Annotated in this window: 19 protein-coding genes; 13 read left to right on the top strand and 6 right to left on the bottom strand. The window is 56.3% G+C overall.

Features of this window, described 5'->3' with window-relative positions; translation table 11 throughout:
- Positions 1-2 precede the first annotated feature (2 nt).
- The 8 genes from ABH909_RS14830 (at position 3) to ABH909_RS14795 (ending at position 10212) form a co-directional block, all read left to right on the top strand.
- Positions 3-725, top strand: coding sequence for a DUF4123 domain-containing protein (locus ABH909_RS14830; RefSeq protein ID WP_429434315.1), 723 nt, complete (start codon positions 3-5; stop codon positions 723-725).
- Positions 725-5425 (top strand): RHS repeat-associated core domain-containing protein, encoded by a 4701-nt coding sequence (locus ABH909_RS14825; RefSeq protein WP_429434313.1) that lies wholly within the window; start codon positions 725-727, stop codon positions 5423-5425. Before ABH909_RS14830 ends, ABH909_RS14825 begins: the two co-directional genes overlap by 1 nt.
- On the top strand, positions 5422-5811 hold the full coding sequence (locus ABH909_RS14820) for a hypothetical protein (protein ID WP_429434311.1): 390 nt from the start codon (positions 5422-5424) through the stop codon (positions 5809-5811). Before ABH909_RS14825 ends, ABH909_RS14820 begins: the two co-directional genes overlap by 4 nt.
- A gap of 120 nt (positions 5812-5931) precedes the next feature.
- Complete coding sequence (locus ABH909_RS14815) at positions 5932-6381, top strand: DUF2247 family protein (protein WP_429434308.1); 450 nt, start codon at positions 5932-5934, stop codon at positions 6379-6381.
- A gap of 159 nt (positions 6382-6540) precedes the next feature.
- Positions 6541-6921 carry a hypothetical protein gene (locus tag ABH909_RS14810; protein WP_429434306.1) on the top strand — a complete coding sequence of 127 codons (381 nt, stop codon included), beginning with the start codon at positions 6541-6543 and terminating at the stop codon, positions 6919-6921.
- 374 nt (positions 6922-7295) lie between these two features.
- Positions 7296-7445 (top strand): hypothetical protein, encoded by a 150-nt coding sequence (locus tag ABH909_RS14805; RefSeq protein ID WP_429434304.1) that lies wholly within the window; start codon positions 7296-7298, stop codon positions 7443-7445.
- Positions 7442-7786, top strand: a complete 345-nt coding sequence (locus tag ABH909_RS14800) for a hypothetical protein (protein WP_123499714.1) — start codon at positions 7442-7444, stop codon at positions 7784-7786. Before ABH909_RS14805 ends, ABH909_RS14800 begins: the two co-directional genes overlap by 4 nt.
- A gap of 557 nt (positions 7787-8343) precedes the next feature.
- Complete coding sequence (locus ABH909_RS14795) at positions 8344-10212, top strand: ATP-binding protein (protein ID WP_429434301.1); 1869 nt, start codon at positions 8344-8346, stop codon at positions 10210-10212.
- A gap of 497 nt (positions 10213-10709) precedes the next feature.
- Here ABH909_RS14795 and ABH909_RS14790 read toward each other — a convergent pair whose 3' ends face one another.
- The 6 genes from ABH909_RS14790 to ABH909_RS14765 all read right to left on the bottom strand — a co-directional run bounded on the left by ABH909_RS14790 (position 10710) and on the right by ABH909_RS14765 (position 17384).
- Entirely contained in the window at positions 10710-10883 is a 174-nt protein-coding gene (locus ABH909_RS14790; protein WP_429434298.1) for a hypothetical protein, read from the bottom strand.
- A gap of 9 nt (positions 10884-10892) precedes the next feature.
- Complete coding sequence (locus ABH909_RS14785) at positions 10893-11135, bottom strand: hypothetical protein (RefSeq protein WP_429434295.1); 243 nt, start codon at positions 11133-11135, stop codon at positions 10893-10895.
- Positions 11136-11301: 166 nt separating this feature from the next.
- Positions 11302-12375: a lipocalin-like domain-containing protein gene (locus tag ABH909_RS14780; protein ID WP_429434293.1), complete on the bottom strand. Its 1074-nt coding sequence runs from the start codon at positions 12373-12375 to the stop codon at positions 11302-11304.
- Positions 12365-14836 carry an FtsX-like permease family protein gene (locus tag ABH909_RS14775; RefSeq protein ID WP_429439909.1) on the bottom strand — a complete coding sequence of 824 codons (2472 nt, stop codon included), beginning with the start codon at positions 14834-14836 and terminating at the stop codon, positions 12365-12367. The genes ABH909_RS14780 and ABH909_RS14775 overlap by 11 nt, the downstream gene beginning before the upstream one ends.
- A 1-nt stretch (position 14837) precedes the next feature.
- A complete protein-coding gene (locus ABH909_RS14770) occupies positions 14838-15506 on the bottom strand; it encodes an ABC transporter ATP-binding protein (RefSeq protein WP_429434291.1) in 669 nt (222 codons plus the stop codon).
- A 180-nt stretch (positions 15507-15686) separates the two neighbouring features.
- Complete coding sequence (locus tag ABH909_RS14765) at positions 15687-17384, bottom strand: sulfatase-like hydrolase/transferase (protein ID WP_429434288.1); 1698 nt, start codon at positions 17382-17384, stop codon at positions 15687-15689.
- Between the two features lie 380 nt (positions 17385-17764).
- On the opposite strand from ABH909_RS14765, the gene ABH909_RS14760 reads away from it, so the two are divergent.
- The 5 genes from ABH909_RS14760 to ABH909_RS14740 are packed head-to-tail and all read left to right on the top strand — an operon-like array spanning position 17765 to position 22607.
- Positions 17765-19117 carry a UDP-glucose dehydrogenase family protein gene (locus tag ABH909_RS14760; RefSeq protein ID WP_429434285.1) on the top strand — a complete coding sequence of 451 codons (1353 nt, stop codon included), beginning with the start codon at positions 17765-17767 and terminating at the stop codon, positions 19115-19117.
- Positions 19114-20157 carry an NAD-dependent epimerase gene (locus ABH909_RS14755; protein ID WP_429434282.1) on the top strand — a complete coding sequence of 348 codons (1044 nt, stop codon included), beginning with the start codon at positions 19114-19116 and terminating at the stop codon, positions 20155-20157. Before ABH909_RS14760 ends, ABH909_RS14755 begins: the two co-directional genes overlap by 4 nt.
- An 11-nt stretch (positions 20158-20168) precedes the next feature.
- A complete protein-coding gene (locus tag ABH909_RS14750; protein WP_007900704.1) occupies positions 20169-20915 on the top strand; it encodes a sugar transferase in 747 nt (248 codons plus the stop codon).
- On the top strand, positions 20916-21560 hold the full coding sequence (locus ABH909_RS14745) for a CpsD/CapB family tyrosine-protein kinase (protein ID WP_429434279.1): 645 nt from the start codon (positions 20916-20918) through the stop codon (positions 21558-21560).
- 24 nt (positions 21561-21584) lie between these two features.
- A complete protein-coding gene (locus ABH909_RS14740; RefSeq protein WP_123497615.1) occupies positions 21585-22607 on the top strand; it encodes a polysaccharide biosynthesis/export family protein in 1023 nt (340 codons plus the stop codon).
- Positions 22608-22614 lie beyond the last annotated feature (7 nt).

The raw sequence follows: 22614 nt of genomic DNA, 5'->3' as shown, positions 1-22614 counted from the left end.
CGATGACTCCACAGGTTTGGCTGGCTGAACGGCCGTTGCAGACGGGCGAACGTTTATACCTGATTGTCAGCGCCGCCAGCGATGCCGAAGCGCTCAAGTCGCTTTACCAAAATGAACCCACAACCCAGGCGATCCCAATCTGGGGCGGTACACCCTACGCGGCCTGGCAGCCGGTGATGCCCTACCTCACCGAGTTGAAACCCAACTCAAGCTTCCTGTCATGGATTGCCGAAACGGACGCCCTCGACTGGGGGTGGCTAGCCGTTTCCCGCAGCGAACCGAACGTGGTGTTCGAACATCTGCGTAGCCTCACTCAGGTTCGGATGCAGGACGGGACTGAAGTGTTTTTCCGGTTCTGGGATGGACGGCATATCTACCCGATTCTGGAAGGCCTCGGCGATGCCGCCGGTGAAGTGCTGCCGGTGTTTGATCGGTATCTGATTAATGGCAAAAGCCTGGAGGTGGGGCCGAGAGTGGTGCCGCCAGCTAAGGATTGGCCTTGGTGGGAGGTGCCGAAGAAGCTGCTCGACAGCCTCGCCAAGCAAAACCCGTCGACCCTGATCGGCAACCTGATGCAATGGCTGGAAGAGGAACGTCCAGACATCTACGCCGCTTATCCCGAGAGCAATCTGAAGCTGAAAGTCGCACGTTTCGTGCGCCGCCCGGATGCTCCGAAAAACCCTAATGAAGCACTGTTAAACCACCTGATTCTGGAGCAAGGCTGATGGATCGCGTTGCCTACGTTGACAACCAACTGAGCACGTTCAAGGACAGCTTGAAGCTGTATCAAGAACAGACCAAAACCTGGTACGCGAAAGCCGCCGACAAAGGCAGTCGAGCAACAGACCTGCCCTCCCTGCTGGGTATGGAGCGCGTCATCAAGGTCGGTAACACCAGCAAATCGGTAAGCATGAGCGACGGCGATTTCGCCTCGAACGTTGCCCAGTGCCCACTCAAGGGGCCGCTGCTGATCGAGAGCAAATTCGAATCGGTGTATGACATCCCATTGGGTGACATCGAAGTCGAAATCATTGCGGTAGAAGGCGGCGCGGTCAGCAAAGTCAAACTCGACGCCCAAGGCAAAGCCAGCTGGACGGGCGGTATTCCGGGCAAGTTCTACAAGATCCGCGTTCACAACGAAGTAACGCCGGCGCAAATCGATACCCTGTTCAAATCCTATGACGGCCTGACCGGTCAACTGGAAGGTTTCCTGCGCAAGGAATGGGCCGGCTTCAAACCGCAATGGTCGAACATGTCTGCTTCGGGGACCGCCATGGCGGTCGGCAACGGCATCCTTGAAGGCGGTTGGGAAGCGATCAAAGGGGTCTGGGACGGCATCAGCCTGGTGCTCGACATCCTGCAAGACCCGAGCAAGTTTGCGAAAGACCTCGGTGCAGGTACCCAAAAGCTGATAGCGCTGGCAAAAGAAACGCCAGACGTGATGAAAAAGGCCATGCTGCTGGCCAGCGACGAGGCCGCTCTGTTCCTGATGGTACGCAGTGCCGTGATCTGGCTGGCCGGCCTGCCACCGATGAAGATGGCCGGTGACGCCGCAAAAATGACCACGGCGGCGGTCGTCGGCATCGCGATCGATATCGTGATTTCGATCGTGCTGACCATCGCTGCAGAGGGTACTGGTGTCATCTACCTCGCCGCGCGATTGAAAAAGTACGGCGAAATCATCATCAAGGCCGTGACCGGTTTTGTGGAGTCGGTGTTCAAGATCATCAAAGGCTTCATGGAGTACGTCGCGAAATACACCGCGGTGGCGGCTCGTGGCGTGACGGCTCAGGTGAATAAAGGGGTGGCACAGGTTCGCTTTGACGGCAAGAAAAACACAAAACTGGGCAAGGGAAAAACCGGCGACGACGCGTCCAGGCAAGCCAAGACACCTGCCGACCAAAGCGCTGAGCCCGCGGCCAAAACCTGCACCGACAAGTGCCCCGTATCGATGGTCACCGGTGAAGAGTTACTGACGCTCAATGATGGTCAGCTCGACGGCCTGCTGCCGTTTGAGTGGACACGTCTTTACCGAAGCAGCGCAGTGGAAATCGATTGCGGCCTGGGTTATGGCTGGAGCCACGCGCTGGCACACCGGGTCGATATCAATGACGATGAAGTCATCTGGACCGACCACGAAAACCGCGCAACGCCATTCCCGCTTCCAAGCCATCAACGGCCAGCGATCACCAACAGCCTGTCACGGGCAGCGATTTTCATTGGTGACGATCCGTCGGAGCTTGTCCTGGCTCAAGCCGGGAGCCGACCATCGTTCTACCACTTCCGCTACAACAGCAAAGGCGCAACCCTGATCGCCATTAGCGACAGCTATGGCAACCGGTTGCACGTCACCCGTGACATTCACGGCAGGATCAAACGCCTCGACAATGGTGCCGGTCGCGCCCTGCTCTTGCGATACGACCGCAAGCACATCATCGCCGTCGACTATCAACAATTTATCCCCGCAGACAATCTGGAAGACGCCTGGAACACCATCCAGACGCTGGTCACGTATAGCTACGATGCACAGCATCGCCTGATTGAAGCGAAGAACGCTGCCGGTGAAGCCGAACACTATCGCTACAACGATCAGCACGTGATTCTTGAACGGCAACTGGCGGGTGGCGCGAGCTTCTTCTGGGAGTGGGAGAACGAAGGCAAGTTGGCGCGCTGCGTCCATCACTGGGCAAGTTTCTCGCAGATGGAAGCGCATTACGCCTGGGACGATAAAGGCAGCGTCACCGTTACCAACGCCGATGGCAGCGAAGAGGTTTACACCCACGACGATAAAGCACGGCTTATCAGCAAGATCGATCCCGACGGTGCTGAACACCTGAAGGCCTATAACGATAAAGGCCAGCTGATTGCAGAGAAAGATCCGCTAGGCGCTGTTACCGAATATCGGTACGACGAAGACGGCCTGATGACCGCCGTCATTCCGCCGGAAGATGAACCCGTTTCGTATGAATACAGCAACGGGTTCGTCAGCGACGTGCACCGAGGCAAAGCCACCTGGAAGTATCAACGAAACAATCAGGGCGACATCACTCAGCAGATCGACCCGGACGGTAATGCCACCCTCTACAGCTACGACCGTCAGGGCCGTCTGCTGGAAATCCGTCATCCCGATGGCAGTCGCCATCAACTGGGCTGGAACAACCTCGGCCAACTGCTCGAAGAGCACCTGCCCGACGGTGGTCAGCGCAAGTACCGCTACGATGCCTTGGGCCGGCAGATCACCCGTCAGGAAGAAACCGGCGCCATCACTCACTACCAATGGGACGCTGCCAACCGTCTCGCGCAAATCACCCTGCCCGGCGGTGCAACCCGCGCGTTCACCTACAACGCCTACGGCAAAGTCACTGCCGAACGCGATGAACTGGGCCGCGTCACCCGCTACGAATACGCCGATGGCCTGCACCTGGTCAGCCGTCGCCTCAACCCGGATGGCAGTCAGCTTCGCTACCGCTACGACAACTCACGCTTGCTGCTCACCGAGATCGAGAACGAGCGCGGTGAACACTACCACCTCGATTACTACACCAACGGCCTGATCCAACAGGAAACCGGCTTCGACGGTCGCCGTACAGCCTACGAGTACGACCTCAACGGCCAGTTGCTGAAGAAAACCGAATTCGGTGACGACGATAGCGAGCTGATTACCGAGTACCAGCGCGACGCAGCCGGCCGCCTGCTGGTGAAAACCCTGGCCGATGGCGAGGAAATTCACTACAGCTATGACGCCCTCGGTCGCCTCGTAAACGTCGACGACAGCAACTGGCCGCTGGCGTACGAATACGACCTGCAAGACCGCCTGATCACCGAACACCAAGGCTGGGGCACCTTGCGTTACGAGTACGACAACCTCGGCCAACTCAGCCACTGCCGCCTCCCCGACGGCAGCAAACTCGACTACCGCCACCAATCCGGCGGCCGCCTGAGCAGCATCGACCTCAACGGCTCGCGCCTGACCACGCACCAGTTCAACGCCGGCCGGGAACAGCAGCGCCAACAAGGCCTGCTGCTCAGCCAATATCAGTACGACGAACAAGGCCGACTGCAAGCCCACACCGTCAGCCAACAAGAACGCAACCTGTTCCACCGTCGCTACGCCTACGATGCCAATGGCAACCTCGCGGGCATCGACGACAGCCGAAAAGGCAACCGCAGGTATCACTATGATCCGCTTGACCGCCTGATCAACGTCCGTGGCACCACGCCGGAAAGCTTCGCCCACGACCCGGCGGGCAACCTCCTCGGCCAAGGCGACCAGCCGACCGCGAACCTGGCCAACGTCAAAGGCAACCGCCTGCTGATGCAGGGCGACCGCCACTACGACTACGACGCCCACGGCAACCTGATCCGCGAACGTCGCGGCACCGGGCAAAAACTCGTCACCGAGTACCGCTATGACTGCCAACATCGCCTCATCGGCGTCAACCTCCCCGGCGGCAGCATCGCAAGCTACAGATACGACGCCTTCGGCCGACGCATCGCCAAAACGGTCGATGGCCACACCACCGAATTTCTGTGGCAAGGCGAACGCCTCATCGCCGAGAGCGCCGACAACCGCTATCGCAGCTACATCTACGAACCCGGCAGCTTCCGCCCACTGGCCATGCTCGACGGCGAAGGCCCGCTAAAGGCCGCGCCGTTCTACTACCAACTCGACCACCTCGGTACACCGCAGGAACTCACCGACTACAGCGGCGAGATCATGTGGTCGGCCAAGTACCGCGCCTATGGCAACCTCGCTGCGCTGGACGTCGCCGAAATCGACAACCCGCTGCGCTTTCAGGGCCAGTATTTCGATGCCGAGACAGGGTTACATTACAACCGGCATCGCTACTACAATCCGGGGACTGGACGGTTTCTGACGCCGGATCCGATAAAGCTTGCGGGTGGGTTGAACAACTACCAGTACGTGCCTAACCCTACGGGGTGGGTGGATCCGTTGGGGTTGAATGGGTGCCCTGGGGCAGGAGATAAGGCAGATCCCTCGGTAAACCCCGCAGGTAAAGCCAAGGTAGACACCAAAGAACCGCCGGCTCCCAATGTTCCTTGGTCAAGTCCTTCTGTAAAGAGAGCTTCAGATCAACTCGATCAAGGAGCACGAGATGTAACGGTCAATAGCCGAGCAGAGGCCGAAGAACTTTTCAGGGGTAAATATGTCGGCAAAGGTTATAGAAACGCTGAAGATTTTAACTCAGTGACGGCAAAGGACTACTTTGAGACCCCCAAAGGAAAAGAATCTTACTACCACTGGGATGACACTCCTGTTTCCGACATAGACACTAAAAAAGTTTACATGGCCAACCATAGCCCTAATGACCCTCACTCTGCACTGCCGCATTTGCAACTACACCCAAAAGACGGAAAAGTAATTCGTATCTATTGGCCAAATCAATTTGAGGGGCAAAAATGAACGACCAAAAAATTATCCCGCGAAGTGTTTGGTACGGACTCGAAGGTACAGGCTATGACAAAATCGCACAAGAACTTAAGTCTGAAGATTCATTACTGCGAAAATGGATTGCCATATATGCAATTTACAAATTTAAATTTTCGTTAGATGACCCCTTTCAATATTATGACTTCATAAACTCATCAAAGAACTCACGCTATGCAGTAATAGAATTCTCAATACCAATTGAAACAATAAAAACAAGCGACGGCATTGATGACCGAGACATCACAATAATAAAACTTGAAACAATGGACTCGGAGGAAGAAATAAACCTCCTTTTAGAAAAAAGCAATATTGCACCTGAACTTTTCACACCGCCGTGGCGATGTGACTACCCCCTGTAAATTTACAAACAACTATCAGTCCAAAAGGGGACAGTACAAAAGGCAGTACAAAAGGGGACAGATTTATTTTCTATGCACATGAAAATAAATCTGCTCCTTTTTTTGCAAGCAGATACAAAAATGAAAAATTTTTCGCTTGACAGCTATTATATGTACAAAAAAACTCCATGGTTAAATTGGAAAGAGCCTCTATATGGGTTTGAGCATGGCTTTATAGATGAAAAAGGAGTATCGGAATACACTTGTAAAACCCTAACAGAAAAATCTTCACAAGAAGCCATTGAACTCGCCTCATTGCTACCTCAAGAAAATTATTTGGCAAGTGACTTACTCCAATCACTGGCAGATAAGGACCTCTCACCAGTAACAGACACCACCAAACCTTGGATTCTTTTATTACTTTCTTTTTTACTTGAGCATCAAGAAGACTATGAAGATCCTCTTGAAATAGTTGAAGAGCTGTACGCAAACTTCGACTACCCAGAAGAAATTGCCTCTTTAGTTAGATACATGCCTACCCCGAAGGAGTCGAAGGATCCGAAGAGAGGCTATTTGAAAATTGGAAAATGACCTTATCAGCTTATAAAGATTTATTCGAACAACAGAACAGATCCATTTAACAAGAAGCAAAAGAGGACAACTTTATTTTCTATGCGCCTGAAAACAACCTACCCCTCTTTAGCTATTTATTTATTGCCGACATTCGTTCACAGGAGAAGCATTTAACAAATGATCCCAAGAAAAGTCTGGCATGGACTTGAAAGCAAATCATATCTTGAAATTGCACAAGAACTTCCAGAAAATGACGATTCTCTGCGCAGATGGATTGCCATCTACGCAGTTTATCAAATCGACTTTATCAATCGACGCGCAACCCGCTTGTTTTATGACTTCTTAGAAAATGCAAAAAATTCAAATTATGTCATCATCGAGTTCAGCATCCCACGACATATACTTGAAACAAGAGACAGCATTGACGATAGCGACATCACAATAATAAGATTACAAAAAATTGAAACCGAAGAAAACATCAATAATTTTCTACAGAAAAACAATATTAACCCAGACCTGTTTAGGCCGCCTTGGACATGCAATTATCCATTAGATTAAGCCCTCCAAACTCTACAAAGGGGACAAATTTATTTTCTAAGCGTTCATAAAAATAAATCTGCCCCCTTTTATTCCAATATGTCCCTAACCCATGCCCAAAGAAAGTAGATACGAGTGACTACCAATCTCGGAAGGATTTAAGATCCGACGTTTACAACGCTCAAAGACCTGGCGATTTCCATAAAACTAAGCACTTGAACGCTCGCTCAGCTGACCAAGCTAGAGAGCTAAGCGTAGGAAATGGATCCCGAGGTGGCCAACCTGAAGCTTCTTACCTTCCGGACATTGCAAACAATGTCAAAGGGTTCGAAAAACAAGCAGCATATGGGGCAATCAAGGAGGGTAATGTATTCGACCATGGAGGGACTCGCTTCATGTTTTACAAAGCAGACAAACCTGGATATAACGAAGGACAACTCACACACTGGGTAAGAATCGAATTAACTAATGGCGGCAATAAACCCGTTATCCATAGCTTCCCAGCCCCCCAACAAGTTAAAAAATACATGGGAAAAGTCAAATGAAAAAGAAACTAGAGTTCGAGCTGCAGCCTATTAGAGTGCCCAGTGGCTGGACCATTACCATAAACAATCTTTTTGAAGTAGACCTAAAACCAGAAACAGCACATTGGTTCAGCAGCTCTGTATTGTTGGGTGGCGCCCGTAAAGGCACAGGATACTGCTTTGACTCACGAGTCGAACCTGAGGGGGATCCTGACGGTGAGTTCGTCGTTGAGTTTTTAACAATAAAATACGACAAAAAAGGCGAGCCTATCGGCGACTCCGTACAAACTATTGAGATTTTTAAAACAAAAAGCAAACAAGAATACATAAGTAAAATCGAGACATATATGCTCGAAAATTAAGGTAAATAATGGGGTAGGAGAACTAAATTTACTTTCGAACTCATAAGCCTCCCATTTTTCTCAGAAAAGGGGACAGATATATTTCTTAAAAATAAAATCTGTCCCCTTTTTTGCAAGGAAAGTCACCATGGCAAACCACGACCCCAATGATCCTCATGGTGATCGCCCGCACTTACAACTACACCCTGTCAAAGGTGAAGCAATTCGAATCTACTGGCCAAATCCATTTGAAGGTCAAAAATGAGCAATCCAAAAATAATTCCAAGAAAAGTCTGGTGGTTTCCCAATAAAAATGGGCGACTTCAAGGTCGCCCATTTTTATGTCCGAAACATTTAAACATCGCCGCCCAGGCTTATGCACGCTGCACTTCACAAGCGTTTGTTAAAAACTGTCTTTAAATTTCTGATCAATCCAAAAAATCGACTCAACATCGCGAGTAAAAAAACTGGCTCTTCGGTCAAGTAACGCCTCACCTGAAAACAGCAAAAAAACAAAACAATGGTTTTCAGCCCGCCTTCAAATTATGCTTGGCCCTACAGTATGGAGGCTGTGATTTATGTTCAAACTCAAACGGAAAACGTGGATTTTTCTCTTGGTCTACATAGTAGGTGTCAGTGGCTATATCTACTACCTCTACGTCGAGACTCAAGGGATCCTCACTGACAACATTAATAACAAGCTGCTGCATGCCGCGCTGGGGGCTTCGGCCATCCTTGGCGATCGCTACCATGACAATCTGATCGACAAACAGTCCAAATCCGAGGCGGAGGACTGGAATGCCATTCAACGGCTCTCCAGCTTCAACGATTCCATGGGTACTGCTTTTGTCTACAGTGTGGTCAAACGCTCGGGCGAGGCTCATCTGGTCAGCTCCAGCGCATCGAAAAAAGAGATCCAGGAGAAGAATTTCGTACGCTTTTTCGATCCCTACCCGGATGCCAGTCAGGCTTTGCTCGACAGCTTTGAACGCACCGAACCTACCTGGATCGACTACTCGGATCACTGGGGAGATTTTCGCGCAGTCTTCGTCCCTATGAAATCGCAGGACGGTACGATTTATGTTGCGGGTGCGGAGATGACGTTGACGGATTACTACCAGCAACTTAAACAGGACTCCCTGCACCATATCATCCTGGCCATTCTGGTATTTCTCGTCTTCAGCGTTATACGCATGCGCGCTCATCTCCAGCAATTGCAAATAAACGAAGAGGTATTGAATCAGGCAAAAAATGCCGCCGAGGACGCTGATCGTTCAAAGACCAGATTTTTGGCCACCATGAGTCATGAAATTCGCACGCCCATGTACGGTGTTATCGGCGCGACGGAGTTGCTGGCAAGATCTGCCCTGAACCGCGAGCAAAGCAGTCTGCTACAAACGATTAATACAAGCGGACGAGCCCTGCTGTCTCTTATCGACAACATTCTCGACCTTGCAAAAATCGAAGCAGGCAAACTTGAGTTGAAACCTCGTGTCTTCGACATAAGAGCTCTGGTTTCATCCAGTATTGAAATGATCCGGCAAAACATGCAGGACAAGCCAATAGTACTTGAGGCCCAGGTCTCACCAGACGTACCTCCCTTGGTCAAAACCGATACCAATTGCCTGCGCCAGATATTGATCAACTTGCTGGGCAATGCGGTGAAATTCACCGAGGCCGGAAAGGTATCGCTCATGGTCACGACTAGCGGTTACGGCACTCGAGCCCGACTCGAGTTCTCCATACGCGATACCGGCATAGGTATCCCCATGGAGCGGCAAGACAGCCTGTTCAAGCCCTTTGCTCAGTTTAAAGGACCGGCCAGTCAACGCTTTACCGGGAGTGGGCTCGGTCTTTCAATCTGCAAAAATCTGGTCGAGGCGCAGCAGGGGACTTTATCCTTTACCAGTCAGCCTGGCATCGGATCGACGTTCTCCTTCTCACTCCCCATGGAGCTTTTTTCAGTTTCGGAACTACCCATCCGGGATGATCATGCATCGGTTGGTTTCGACTCATCTTTTGCCGAGGATTACCCGCTCGATATTCTGCTGGTGGAAAACCATCCCGTGAGTCAGAAAGTTGCCATGGCGATGTTGCAAGAGTTGGGTTATGCGCCCGACCTTGCGTCAGATGGCTTGGAGGCGATCAATCAGTGCATGACTTCCACTCCAGATATCATTTTTATGGATATCAACATGCCTGTCATGGATGGGCTGGAGGCCATCCGTAAAATCCGCGAACTCCCACTGGGCGATATTTGCTACATCGTTGCTTTCACCGCGAGTGCTTTTTCGAGCGAGATAGAACGTTTCAGGGCCGCCGGTGCCAATGATATTTTGACCAAACCGGCAAATTTTCAGGCCTTGTGCCGAGTGCTTCAGCGTGCAGCCAACTACCGGCAGCAGCTCCAGGCCAGCACTCCGATAATGGATACAATTTCGGGTTGAAATAGACTCAGGCTACAAACGCCATTACAACCCCCCGGTAGGGTGTCCGGCGCCGCCGCTTTAACCCAGCCAATAAAAATGGGCGACTCCAAGGTCGCCCATTTTTTATATCCGAAACTTTTAAACAGCACCTCCAAAGAAGGTGTTCGCCCAGTGTAATGGCCTGGCAATCCATGCACCGGTAAAGAGCCCTGACACCGGGCGAACGGGAAGGATTTTAATAGAATTTGGCGGATATGTCCTCGGTATAAACATGAAATTTATGCACGTAGTATTTCGTAAGCCTTTGCTAAAACTTCAGATACAAACTTCTTAAACTCACCAGTTCGACCATTAAAACTGATTGTTCTTATACAACTTTCTGTACAGAAACAATCAACAGGTACAAGTAATGATCAGCTTGGGTGTTGGCTGGTTACTTTCAGCACCTCGGTATAGGTCACCACAACGCTCTGTTCTACGTTCAGATCTTTCATTTTCGCCTGCATAGACTCTACTCAGGGAGTGTTCGCAGTTTCTTGCGCGGTGGATTCGCCGCTCTCTGTGCCTTTACCACTTTCCTTGCGCCGGGTCGGATCGGTGGGCCGCAGGGCGTCGTTGTCGCGCTCGACTTCGCCTGGTGGCCGGGGTTCGTCGGGGTTTTGCGAGGGAGTGGTCGGTTTGCGATTCATGGGATGTCCTCAGGCTTCGGGATCTTCGACTTCATGGGCGACGTTCACGGCAGGCGAGTCTTTGTGGGATTGATCGGCCTTGGTCTTGAGAATTTGCCACTGATCGAGGTCGATGGCGCCCTGCCCCAGCAGATCGTCGGCGATGCGCAGCAGTTCGCTGTAGTGCGCGTCGGGGGATTGCTGCCAGTAGGCTTTGTCGTCGAACAGCCGCTGCCAGGCGCCAAGGGTGGGCGGTTTGAGGTCGTCGCTCATGGCGGGCTCCTGCCGGTATTATTACGGTAGAGAGATGGAGGTCTCTGGGAGTTCCTGTGGATTGGACGCATCAGGAGCAGGATCAAAGGATCGCAGCCTTCGGCAGCTCCTACACCGACCGAGTACACCCGCGACATTGCGGCATGCGCATAACCCTTTTTTGATCTTAATACCCGGTCATCTCCAGATACCCCTGCCCGCCATGGCTGCCGCTCAGGCGCACCGGTCCTTCCCAATAGGGAATGCGCAAGTCCATCCAGGCCTTGGGGTTGAGGGCGCTGATGGTGATATCGAGATGCCTGGCGGGGATTTTGATCGACCAGCTCACAGGCATCGAGCGGCCAGCGACACTGGTCTTCTCCTGAGGCGTGAGGCTGATGTCGTCGGCATGCAATAACTGCGTCTGCCCTTGGGCATCGATCCAGGTGCCGGTGAGGTATGGCGCGCCGTCCTTTTGCCGCATGCGATAGAGCATGACCTGTTCGCCGCTGTCCAGGTGCAGGGAGAACCAGTCCCAGCCGGTCTGGTTGGCGGTCAGGGGTTGGCTGCTCCACTCACGGTCGAGCCAGGCCGGGCCGCTGACGGTGTAGGTTTTGCCATCGATTTGCAATGTGCCGCTGGCCTGGAAAAACGGCTGGCTGTAGTAGTACGACGCCTGGCCTTGTTCGGATTTCTGGCTGAAGCCTTTGTCGCCCTGAAGCACCAGCGGCCGTGTGGAGGTCAGTCGAAGCTGGTAGCTGAAAGCCTTATCCCTAGCGCTGAGTTGCAGGTCCGCCAGAGGATCTTCATGGCTGGCCTGACTGCTGAAATGCCAATCGTCGATCCATGCCTTGAACGGCGCCAGGCTCACGCCGGCCTGGCCGACGCCGCCTCGGGCGTAGCGTTCGGCGGCGTGATGCGCCGTGGCGGAAGTCACGGCGGCGTGGCCCAGCCAGATGGTCTGATTGCCCCAGCCGGGTTGCTCGGGCGTCGCTTTCAAGGCGCTGCGAAACAGTGTCCATTGCGCGCCGAATTCCTGGCCTTGATCGTCCTTGAGGTTGGCAGTGACGTACCACCATTCGATGCGAAAGCCATCGTGTGGGCCATGATCCGCCGGAAAATTGAAGACGCGCCCAGGCACCACCGGGGTAAATGCCTCGGCCTGATGACCGAGGCCGGCGAAGCCTTTCTCCGGCGCAGGCGTGTTGTCGCATCCGCTCAGCAACGCGGCCAATAACCACAGGCCAACCTTAATCTTCATGAGCAAACGTCCTCAGCAGATCCGCCGGTTGCGTGCGATACAGCGAGTACAACGGCCATGCGGATGCGAGCAACGTGGCGAGCAACGCCAGGCCCATCAACTGCAACAGTTGCAACGGAAACACCCGCAACGGCAAGCGCCAGCCGAAGGCCTGAACGTTGATCACCGTGTCCAGGCACCACGCCAACGCGATGCCCAAGGGCAAGGCCAGCACCAGCGTCAGCACCGCCAGCAACCAGGTTTGCCCGAGGTTCAGCAGCATCAATTGGCGCCGGGTGACGCCCAACGCCCACAGCGGTGCGAGTTGTCCGAGGCGGCTTTGGCTTTGGGTCAGCAGGCTGATGAACAGCGCCACGCCCGCGACGCACAGCGTGAGGCTGTTGAGCGCGGCGGTGGCGGCGAAGGTGCGTTCGAACACTTGCGTGGACCAGCCCTTGAGCCGGGCCTGATCGACGATACGGCTGTCGTCCAGGGCGAAGCGTGCTTGCAGCGCGGTCAGGAATCCGGGAATCGACGTCGGGTCAATGCGCAGATTGAAACGGTTGGGCGTCAATTGGGGCCAGCCGCGCAGCAGATGACTGATGTTGACCAGCAGATGCCCTTTGGGATTGCCGTAGTCGGCGTAAATCCCGACGATCTGCGGCGACCATGGACCATTCGGCGTGGGGATCGCCAGGTGATCACCGAGCCGTACCTTCAACCGCCGCGCCAGTTGTTCGCTGAGCATCAGTGCGTCATCCTTGGCCAGCCGCTCCCAAGGGTTGTCGCCCAAGGCTTCCAGCAGCGGCCAGTGCTGACGATAAGTCGGGTGATCGATCACGCCAAAGATATCCGTCGGCCAGCCTTGCAACTGGATCGATACCTGCCAGTTCGGTAGCACTGCGGTGACTTGAGGTTGTTGTTTGAGCCAGGTGTGCAGCTCTCGAGCCTGGGCGGGATTTTGCGGATTGAGGTACAGCTCGGCGGTCAGGCGTTGTTCGAGCCAGTTGCTGAAGGTCTGACGGAAACCGGCGGTCATGCTGCCGGCGCCGATGTTTGCCGCCAGTGCCAACAACAGCGCCATCAAGGCCAGGCTCAGGGCCGGCAGTTGTTGACGGCAGTCGGCGAGAAACCATTGGCCGAGCACCGAACGACTGCGCCCAAGCACCCAGTTGAGCACGCTGTTCAACACCACCGGCAAGGCCAGTGCGGCACCGATCAACAGCGCAGCCATCAACACGAAGCCACTGCTCAGGCTGTCGCCCAAGCTCAACGCCAATAACGCGATGACCGCCGCTATCGCCGCGACCCAACCCTGGCGCCGCAACCAGCGTGCGTGGGCCTGATGCCAGGCTTGCGGATTGGCCAGTGCCAGCAATGGCAAACGCGCCGCCCGCAGCAAACTGTTGGCGCCGGCCAGCAAAGCGCCGAGCAGGCTCAGACCAATACCGCTGAACCACCACAGCGCACTGAGATTCAACTGCCCCGGCACTTCGGCGCCGTACAAGCCGCGCAGGCTGGCAGCGACGTCCGGCAGCAGCACGCCGGCCAGCAGGTAGCCGCTGACAACGCCGGCGATACCACCGATCAGCGCCAGGCCAACCAGCTCGATGGCAAGGCAGGCAATCAACATTCGGGCACTGACCCCACAGGCGCGCAGGGTTCTGAGCAAGCTTCGGCGTTGCTCCAGCGCCAGGCCGATCGCCGCGTGAACGATGAACAGGCCGACCACGAACGACAGAAAACCCAAGGCATCGAGGTTCAGGTGGAAGCTCTCGGTCAGGCGCGCAAGGTTGTTTTCTTCGCCGCTGCTTTTGAACTGAAGCTGGCCCTTGAGCTCATCAGGCAGGGTCGCGGTGAAATCCTTGGGCAGCAGCAGGCGTGACAATTGATCGGGCAATTGCAGAATCTGTTGGGCGAAGCCGATGTCCACCAGCAACACACCGGGCGCCATGTCGGTCTGGGCACGCAGCGGCGGCAAGGTGACTCCACTCTGGGCTACCGGGGTTTCGCCTTCGCGCAAGCCCAACGCCTGCAACGTCTGCGGTGAAATCCAGGTGCTGCCCGGGGGGGTGAAAAACTCGACGATCTGCTCGATCGGCAACGCCCGCCCGGCCACTGCGGAACCGGCCGGCAGCGACACCGGTTCAATGCCCATCAACTGCAAGCGCTGGTCTTCATGGCCCTTGAGCGTAACCCGCCCCTGCAACACTGGCGATACCGGCCAACCCGCACGACGCAGATCGACAAACACTTGCTGGGAAAACACTCCGCCGCCGGGTGCAGTGAGACTGGCTTGCGGTTCGCCGCCGATCAGTTGACTGGCCCGGGCGTAGCTTTCTCGCGCTTGGCTGTTCAGCGCTTGCACGCCGGTCAGCAGGCTGGTGGCGAGCCAGAGCCCGGTCAGCACACTGAAAAACTGCACCGGGTGCTGCCACCAATGGCTGAGCAGCGCCCGCAGCGTCTCACGAAAAACCCGCACTTCAGCGCTCGTCCGCGCCAGCCAGACGGCCACCGTGCAGCACCACTTTGTCTGCCAGCCGCGCGGCAACCCGAGTGCTATGAGTGACCATCAGCAAAGTGGTCGGGCTGTCATCGAGCAGTTCCAGCAACAACTTCAACACCTCATCGCTGGTGGCTTCATCGAGGCTGCCAGTGGGCTCGTCGGCCAGCAGCAGTTTGGGTTGCGATGCCAGGGCGCGACCTAAGGCGACCCGCTGCTGTTGCCCGCCGGACAGTTGCTCCGGGTAACGCCGCAGCAACTCTGCCAACCCAAGACGTTGCACCAGATGCGCCTGCCAGCGCGGATCGTGGCGCCCGGCCAGACGCGCCTGAAATGCCAGATTGTCTTCGACGCGCAAACTGCCGATCAGGTTGAACTGTTGGAACACCAGACCGATCTCGGTGCGCCGCCAGTTCGCCAATTGGCTTTCGTTCATCTGCTCCAGCCGATGCTCGCCGCTGCGGATGCTGCCACGGTCGACCTTGTCCAGCCCGGCGATCAGGTGCAGCAAGGTGCTCTTGCCACTGCCCGATTCACCCATCAGCGCCAGGCTGCCGCCGGGTTTCAACGTGAGGTCGACGCCTTGCAATACCGGCAGCGGGCCTTGGGGGGTGGCGTAGCTTTTGAAGACGCCCTGGACCGAAAGCATGTGGGGAGACTCGTTGAAGGCAGTGGGCCTAGGATAGCGGACGGCAGCGGGACCGCGTTATCGTTCTTCGCGAGCAAGCCCGCTCCCACAGGGATCGCCGGTGTACACAAAATCTGTGTTCACACCTATCCAATGTGGGAGCGGGCTTGCTCGCGAAGGGGGCTCAGCCAACAAACCATCTCACTGCCCCACCGCCACACTCGGCACCACCCGCCCAGGCGTCACAATGCTCTTCAGGTCAATGTACTTCCACGCCGGCACCGCACCGAGCCGCGCGTTGAAGCGATAGTTGAAGGTGAATTCATCCGCCGTCGGCACACTTAACGGTTTGCCATACACCGTCTCGATCCCCGCCAAGTCATAACCCATCACCTGCAGTAACGTCGGGAAGATGTTGTAGTGACTGGAGCGATCCTTGTTGGCCGGCAATTGCGCCTGCCAGTCCAGGGTCTGCAAACCACTGCCGGAAATCACCACCAACGGCACCAACCCTTCCTCCTCCACCGGATCATCACCGCAGTGCGTATTGAGCCCCGGGTTACCGCGCTCGTGCAGATCCTGCCCGTGATCCGAGGTGTAGATCAGTAGCGCATGGCTCAGGTCCGCCTGAGCAAACACCCGTGCGAAGAACTCGCCGACATTCCACAGCACGGTATTTTTGTAGGCGTTGCGGTACAGCAACCAATCATCCGGCTGACCGTTGAAACCATCGCGTGTGCCCGTGTCCGCCACTTCGACAAACCGTCCACGAGGCAATGTCGGACGGTAAGCCATAAACGCGTCCGGGTACTTGTCGTGCACCGGAAAATGCGCACCGACCTTGTTGATCACTACCAGCTCCGGCTTACCGTCATTGAGCAACTCGATCAGCTTGGCCGCCGCGGCCATGTCGCGCTCACGCACGCTGGTGCGGTCGAATTGCACGAACTCGTCGATGTCCTTTTTCTCGGCGGCGTTCATCAGGTTCTGCAAGTGGCCGCCGGTGCGCTGGGCGTCGATGTAAACGGTACGCAGCCCGGCTCGTTTTGCGTACTGCCAGATCGACGGCAATGTGCTGTTGATCCGCATGTAGTCAGTGCGGGTGCCACCGTAGCGCAGGGTGACATTGGTGTCGGCGCTGCAATTGGCGATGGACGCCGCGTAGCCGTAATTGAAGATGTCCACGCCCGGGCGCGGTTCCTTGAGGTTGCTGTGCACACCGAACGGCGTGTTGATGTCCAGGTAGTTGCCGGAAATGCTCTCGTCGATGATCAGCACAATGTCGTGCCCCACCGGCTGATCGACGCGCGACAGGCTCACTGGCTCACGCGGGCCGACGGTATTGTGCAGCGCTTCATAGGTGAACAGATTGAGATAGGCCAACGGTGTGTACATGATCGGCAAGCCACGGGCGCCCTCGCCGGCCCGCACGAACAGCACAGTGCTGAGCATCAGCACCCCGAGCACTGGCGCCGCCACCAGCAGTGCACCCGGTAATGGTGCCCGTCGCCGCGGCTTGAGCCCGAGACCGATCAGCAGCAACAAACCACTGACCATTGCGCTGATGATTGCATCGCGGTACTGGTACGCGGCCTCTTGAATGAACCCGCCGGAATACACCAGCGACACAAAACTGCTGTAGGTCATGTAACCGGCAGTCACTTGCGTATAGACGTCGAAGAACACCGCCGAGCCAGACATCACCAACGCGAACAGATGACGGATCAGCGTCTGACGGATGTACGCGGTCATGAACAGCGCCACTGTCAGCACGACGAACATTGCGCCATACAGCAGCATCGGAAAACCGATGCCCAACGCGTCAAGACGATCGAGGTAGTCGTCGTAATTCTTGAGCAGATACAGAACCAGCAACAGTTCCTTGAGGTAACGGATCATGGCGATGACAGCACCTCCGTGGCCAATGGATGGTCGGCCATTTTCTGACACTAGCACCGAGCCCTCGAAGCGCAAGAAATGCCGGTTTTTTTCCCAAAGCGTCAAAAAAACGTTGCCTCGAATCTGACACACTCAAGCGTCTGTAACCCTTGTGTTTCAAGCCCTACGACCGTTTATCGTTTTCTTCAAATCCGCAAAAACCCCTCAAAACCGCGGCAAATCCAGCAGCGGCAAGCACTTGATGGCAAAAAGCCCGTGAAACCGGGGTTTTACGGGGCGCGTTACCCGTCATTTTGCTGACTCGCTTTCCCATGGCTGGGCTATACCCCTTTTGACAGTCTCATTTCAGTTACATCCACCGTTTTACGAGGCACGCCAATATGGACGTGAGCGTATTTGGTACGGGTTACGTCGGTCTGATACAAGCCGCGGCATTGGCCGATGTCGGACATCGCGTGCTGTGCGTCGACATTGACCTGAACAAGATCAAGCAACTGCAACAAGCCGTGCCTCCGATCAGCGAACCGGGACTGTCCAGCACACTGGAAGACAACATCAAGGCCGGTCGCCTGCTCTTCTCCACCCAGGCCAGTGACGCAGTTGAACACGCCGAGCTGATTTTCATCGCGGTGGGCACTCCCGCCGATGAAGACGGTTCCGCCGACCTCAGCCATGTGCTGAGTGTCGCTCGGCAAATCGCCGGCTTCATGGAATCCGATCGCACCCTGATCATCAAGTCCACCGTGCCGGTGGGCACCGCGGACCAAGTGGCAAGCGCCGCCAATGAAGAACTGCAACGCCGTGGCAAAGAGGCGTTGAACGCTCGAGTAGTGTCCAACCCCGAGTTTCTCAAGGAAGGCAGCGCCCTGGCCGATTGCATGCGCCCGGACCGGATCATTGTCGGCACCAATGACGATGAAGCGCGCAACCAATTGAGCGAACTCTATGCACCGTTCTGCCGCAACCGCGAAAAGCTCATGTTCATGGACAACCGCAGCGCCGAGCTGACCAAGTACGCCGCTAACGCGATGCTCGCCACCCGCATCAGTTTCATGAACGAACTGGCCAACCTCACCGAGTTGCTGGGGGCCGACATTGAGGCGGTGCGCAAAGGCATCGGCTCGGACCCACGCATCGGTTACCACTTCATCTACCCCGGCTGTGGCTTTGGCGGCTCATGCTTCCCTAAAGACCTGCGCGCCCTGCTGCACACCGCCGAACATCACGGCATGTCTTTGCGTCTGCTGCGCAGCGTCACCGATGTGAATGACAGCCAACGGCACATCCTCTTCAGCAAACTGCAGGCGCTGTTTCCCGATGGGCTGGGCGGCAAGTCCATCGCGATTTGGGGCCTGGCCTTCAAGCCCAACACCGATGACATGCGCGAGGCCCCCAGCCGTTATCTGATGGAAGCGCTGTGGGCAGAAGGTGCGAGCGTCCAGGCTTACGACCCGGAAGCCATGTCCGAGTGCCGGCGCATTTACGGCTACCGCAATGACCTGCACCTGTGCGCGACCCGCGACGACACCCTGGAAGATGCCGACGCGCTGGTGATCTGCACCGAGTGGAAGAACTTCCGCGTGGTCGATTTCGACCTGCTGGCGAGCAAATTGCGCGCACGGGTGATTGTCGACGGGCGCAACCTCTACAACCCGGAACAGGTGGCGGCGGCCGGCTTGCACTACAGCGGCATCGGGCTACGGCACATCGCTCCGGAGGCGCCGCAGCCATGAAAATTCTCGTCACCGGAGCGGCCGGTTTCATTGGTGCCCATTGCCTGTTGCGGCTGTTGCGCGACGGGCATGAGGTTCTCGGCCTGGATAATTTCAACGACTTCTACGACCCGCAACTCAAGCATGACCGCGTGGATTGGGTGCGTAAGCAAGTCGGCGATTTCCCGCTCGCAAAAGTCGATGTGGCCGACGCTACGGCCCTCGACGCATTGTTTGTCGTGGAACAACCGGAGGTGGTGATTCACCTCGCGGCCCAGGCCGGGGTGCGTTACTCCCTGGAAAATCCCCGGGCCTACGTCGACAGCAATCTGAGCGGTTTTTTGAACATCCTCGAAAGCTGCCGCTACCATCCGGTCAAACACTTGATCTATGCCTCGTCCAGTTCGGTCTACGGCGCCAACCAGCACACGCCTTACTCGGTCAAGGACTGCGTCGATCACCCGTTGTCGCTGTATGCCGCGACCAAAAAAGCCAATGAGCTGATGGCTCACAGCTACAGCCATCTGTTCGGTATTCCCTGCACCGGTTTGCGTTTTTTCACGGTGTATGGGCCTTGGGGCCGGCCAGACATGTCGCCGATCCAGTTCGCCCGGGCGATTGCCGAAGGGCAGCCGCTGAAGCTGTTCAACTACGGCCAGCACCAGCGTGATTTCACCTACATCGACGACATCGTCGAGAGCATCGCCCGTCTGATCGAACGCGCCCCCCAGGCAACACCGGACTGGAACCGCGAACAACCGGACCCGGCCAGCAGCATGGCGCCATGGCGCATTTACAACATTGGCGGACAACAGCCAGTGGAGCTCACGGATTACCTGGCGCTGCTGGAAAAACACCTCGGACAAAAAGCCCTCGTCGAGTTGCTGCCCCTGCAGCCGGGCGACGTGCTCAACACCTGCGCCGATGCCAGCGATCTGGCCCAGGCCACCGGTTTCCAGCCACGGATCGAGCTGGATGAAGGACTCGGACGATTCATCGCCTGGTTCCGTGACTACTACTCACTGCGCAACGCCCACTCGCCACTCGCGCAAGGGCTTTAGCGGAGGACTCTATGACTGGACATGAAAAAGGCGTGTTGCTCAATCACATGCAGCGTGACAAACGCCTGGACCCCGAACATCGAATGCGCCTGGACACGGCGATCCACATGCAGGGCCGCGGCTGGATGACCGGCCGTGACGGTGGTCGGCCCTGGACGCTGTCACGCACCAACCGAGTGGTTGCATGCCTTGGCGCGCTGGTGATTCTGCTGCTGCTGTCCCCTGTGCTGCTAGGCCTGGCGCTGGTGATCAAGTTCAGCAGCCCGGGGCCGGTGATGTTCGTGCAGAAGCGCACCGGTTACCGCGGCCGTCTGTTCGGCATGTACAAGTTCCGCACCATGGTGACCAACGCTGAAGAGCTCAAGGAATCCTTGCGGCATCTGAACAAGCACGGCGCCGATGCCATCGATTTCAAGATCGACAATGACCCGCGGATTACCCCTATCGGCAGCTTCTTGCGGCGCAGCAGCCTTGATGAGTTGCCCAACCTGATCAATGTGGTCAGCGGCGACATGCGCCTGGTCGGTCCACGACCGACCTCGTTCAACGCTTATCGCTACAAAGACAGCCACCTTGCACGCCTGAGCATCTACCCCGGCATGACCGGCCTGTGGCAGATATCCGGGCGCAGCAATATCGACTTCGACCAGCGCGTTGAGTTGGACCTCAGCTATATCGCCGAGCAGAGCCTTTTGCTTGATCTGAAGATCCTGTTGAAAACCCCCTTCAAAGTATTCAGCGGCCACGGAGCGAGTTAAATGGACGGTTCATCGAATAAAAGCCTGACCATCGCCAGCCCGAGCGAGTCCAACCTGACCTCGACCGTGCTCGACCTGGATCTGCGGATCCTTTTTCTGACCGCCGCCAACACAGGCGCCGGCACCACCACCAGCGCCCTGGCGCTGGCCAGCCAACTGGCGTCGATGAGCAGCGGCCAAGTGCTGCTGGTGGACGCCAGCCAATCGGAGAGCAACCTCACGCAACAGCTGGGGCTGACCAAAGAACGCGGCTTTCGCGACCTGCTGTTCAACGCCTCCCCGCCACTGCTGCAGGACTGCCTGGTGAACGTCTCCAGCCTGCCCTTCCACATCCTGCCGAACGGGCGGCACATTCGCGGCGCCGAGCACCTGACCACCGAACAACTGGCGCCGTTGCTCAACCAGTTGGGCGATCGCTATCGCTTCGTGGTGATCGACGGCGACGCGGTGTATTCGGCCGCCGACACCTTGGTCATCAGCACCTTGGTGGACGGCGTGATCATGGTGGTGCGCGCCGAAGACACGCGTTGGGAGGTGGCCCAGGCCGCCGCCCAGCGCCTGACTCAGGCGGGCGCAAAACTGGTGGGCAGCGTCTTCAACCGGCGCAAGTACTACATGCCCAAATGGCTTTACAAAAACCTGTAAGCAACCGCAGAAAAGGATGACGCCATGAACGCCAAAATGCTTCTCCTGCTGTTGCTACCGCTTGCAGGTTGCTCCAGCACCAGTGAAACCCAGCAAATGCCGGTGCAGATCCTCACGGCCGAGCCGGCCAATGCCCAGGCCACTGACATGCCCAAGGTCGAACAGACCCTGCGGCCCAAGGACGTGCTGGATGTGATCTTTCACATCAGCACCAGTAGCTCGGGCGCTTACCGCATTCAGTCCGGTGACCAGGTCGCCCTGAACTTCACCGCGGCCAGCCAGCTCAACGGCACTCAACGGGTGCTGCCCGACGGCACCATCGAACTGCCGGGGGCCAATACCTCGGTGAAAATTGCCGGGCTGACCGCTGTCGAAGCGCGGCAGGAGATCCAGCGTGCCTATGAGCGCAAATCCCTGTTTCAGCCCAATCGCAATCAGGTGACGGTGCTGGTGACCAGCCCGCTGAGTGACGAGCAAAACCTCAAGAGCAACCTGAACCACCCCGCTACCGGCATGAGCCGGGAGATCGTTGTGGGCAACGACGGCTATGCGAGTTTCCCGGAAATCGGCTCCGTGCCGCTGCAAGGCATGACGGTCAACCAACTGGAAACCTTCCTCAATCAACGCTACGCGCAATTGCCGGGGCGGATGAAGGTCGACGTCATGCTCAAATCCACGTCGGGTAACGAAATCTATGTGCTGGGTGAAGTCGCGCAACCGGGCTCCTACCCGATTCGCCGGCCGGTCTCGGTACTCGAAGCCTTGACCCTGGCCCGTGGCACTAACGTCAAGGCGCGGCTCGATTCGGTAGTGATCATGCGCCGCACCGGCAACCATGTGCAGGCCGTGCATTACGACGTTGAAAAAGCCTTGTCCGGTGATGCGTCGCAGATTGCTTACCTGCAACCGGACGACATGCTCTACGTGCCCAAGACCAAACTGGCCAGCGCCGGTGAGCTCGCGCGGCAATTGGCGGACGTGGTGTTGTTCCAGGGGGTGGGCTTCGGATTCGCCTACCGCGTCGACAACAAAGACAGCGACAACTAACGCTCAG

Source organism: Pseudomonas sp. BS3782 TE3695, from assembly GCF_050435305.1.
Taxonomy (GTDB): Bacteria; Pseudomonadota; Gammaproteobacteria; order Pseudomonadales; family Pseudomonadaceae; genus Aquipseudomonas.
The sequence above is the reverse complement of the archived record's forward strand: the minus strand, read 5'-3'. Positions and strand labels throughout refer to the sequence as shown.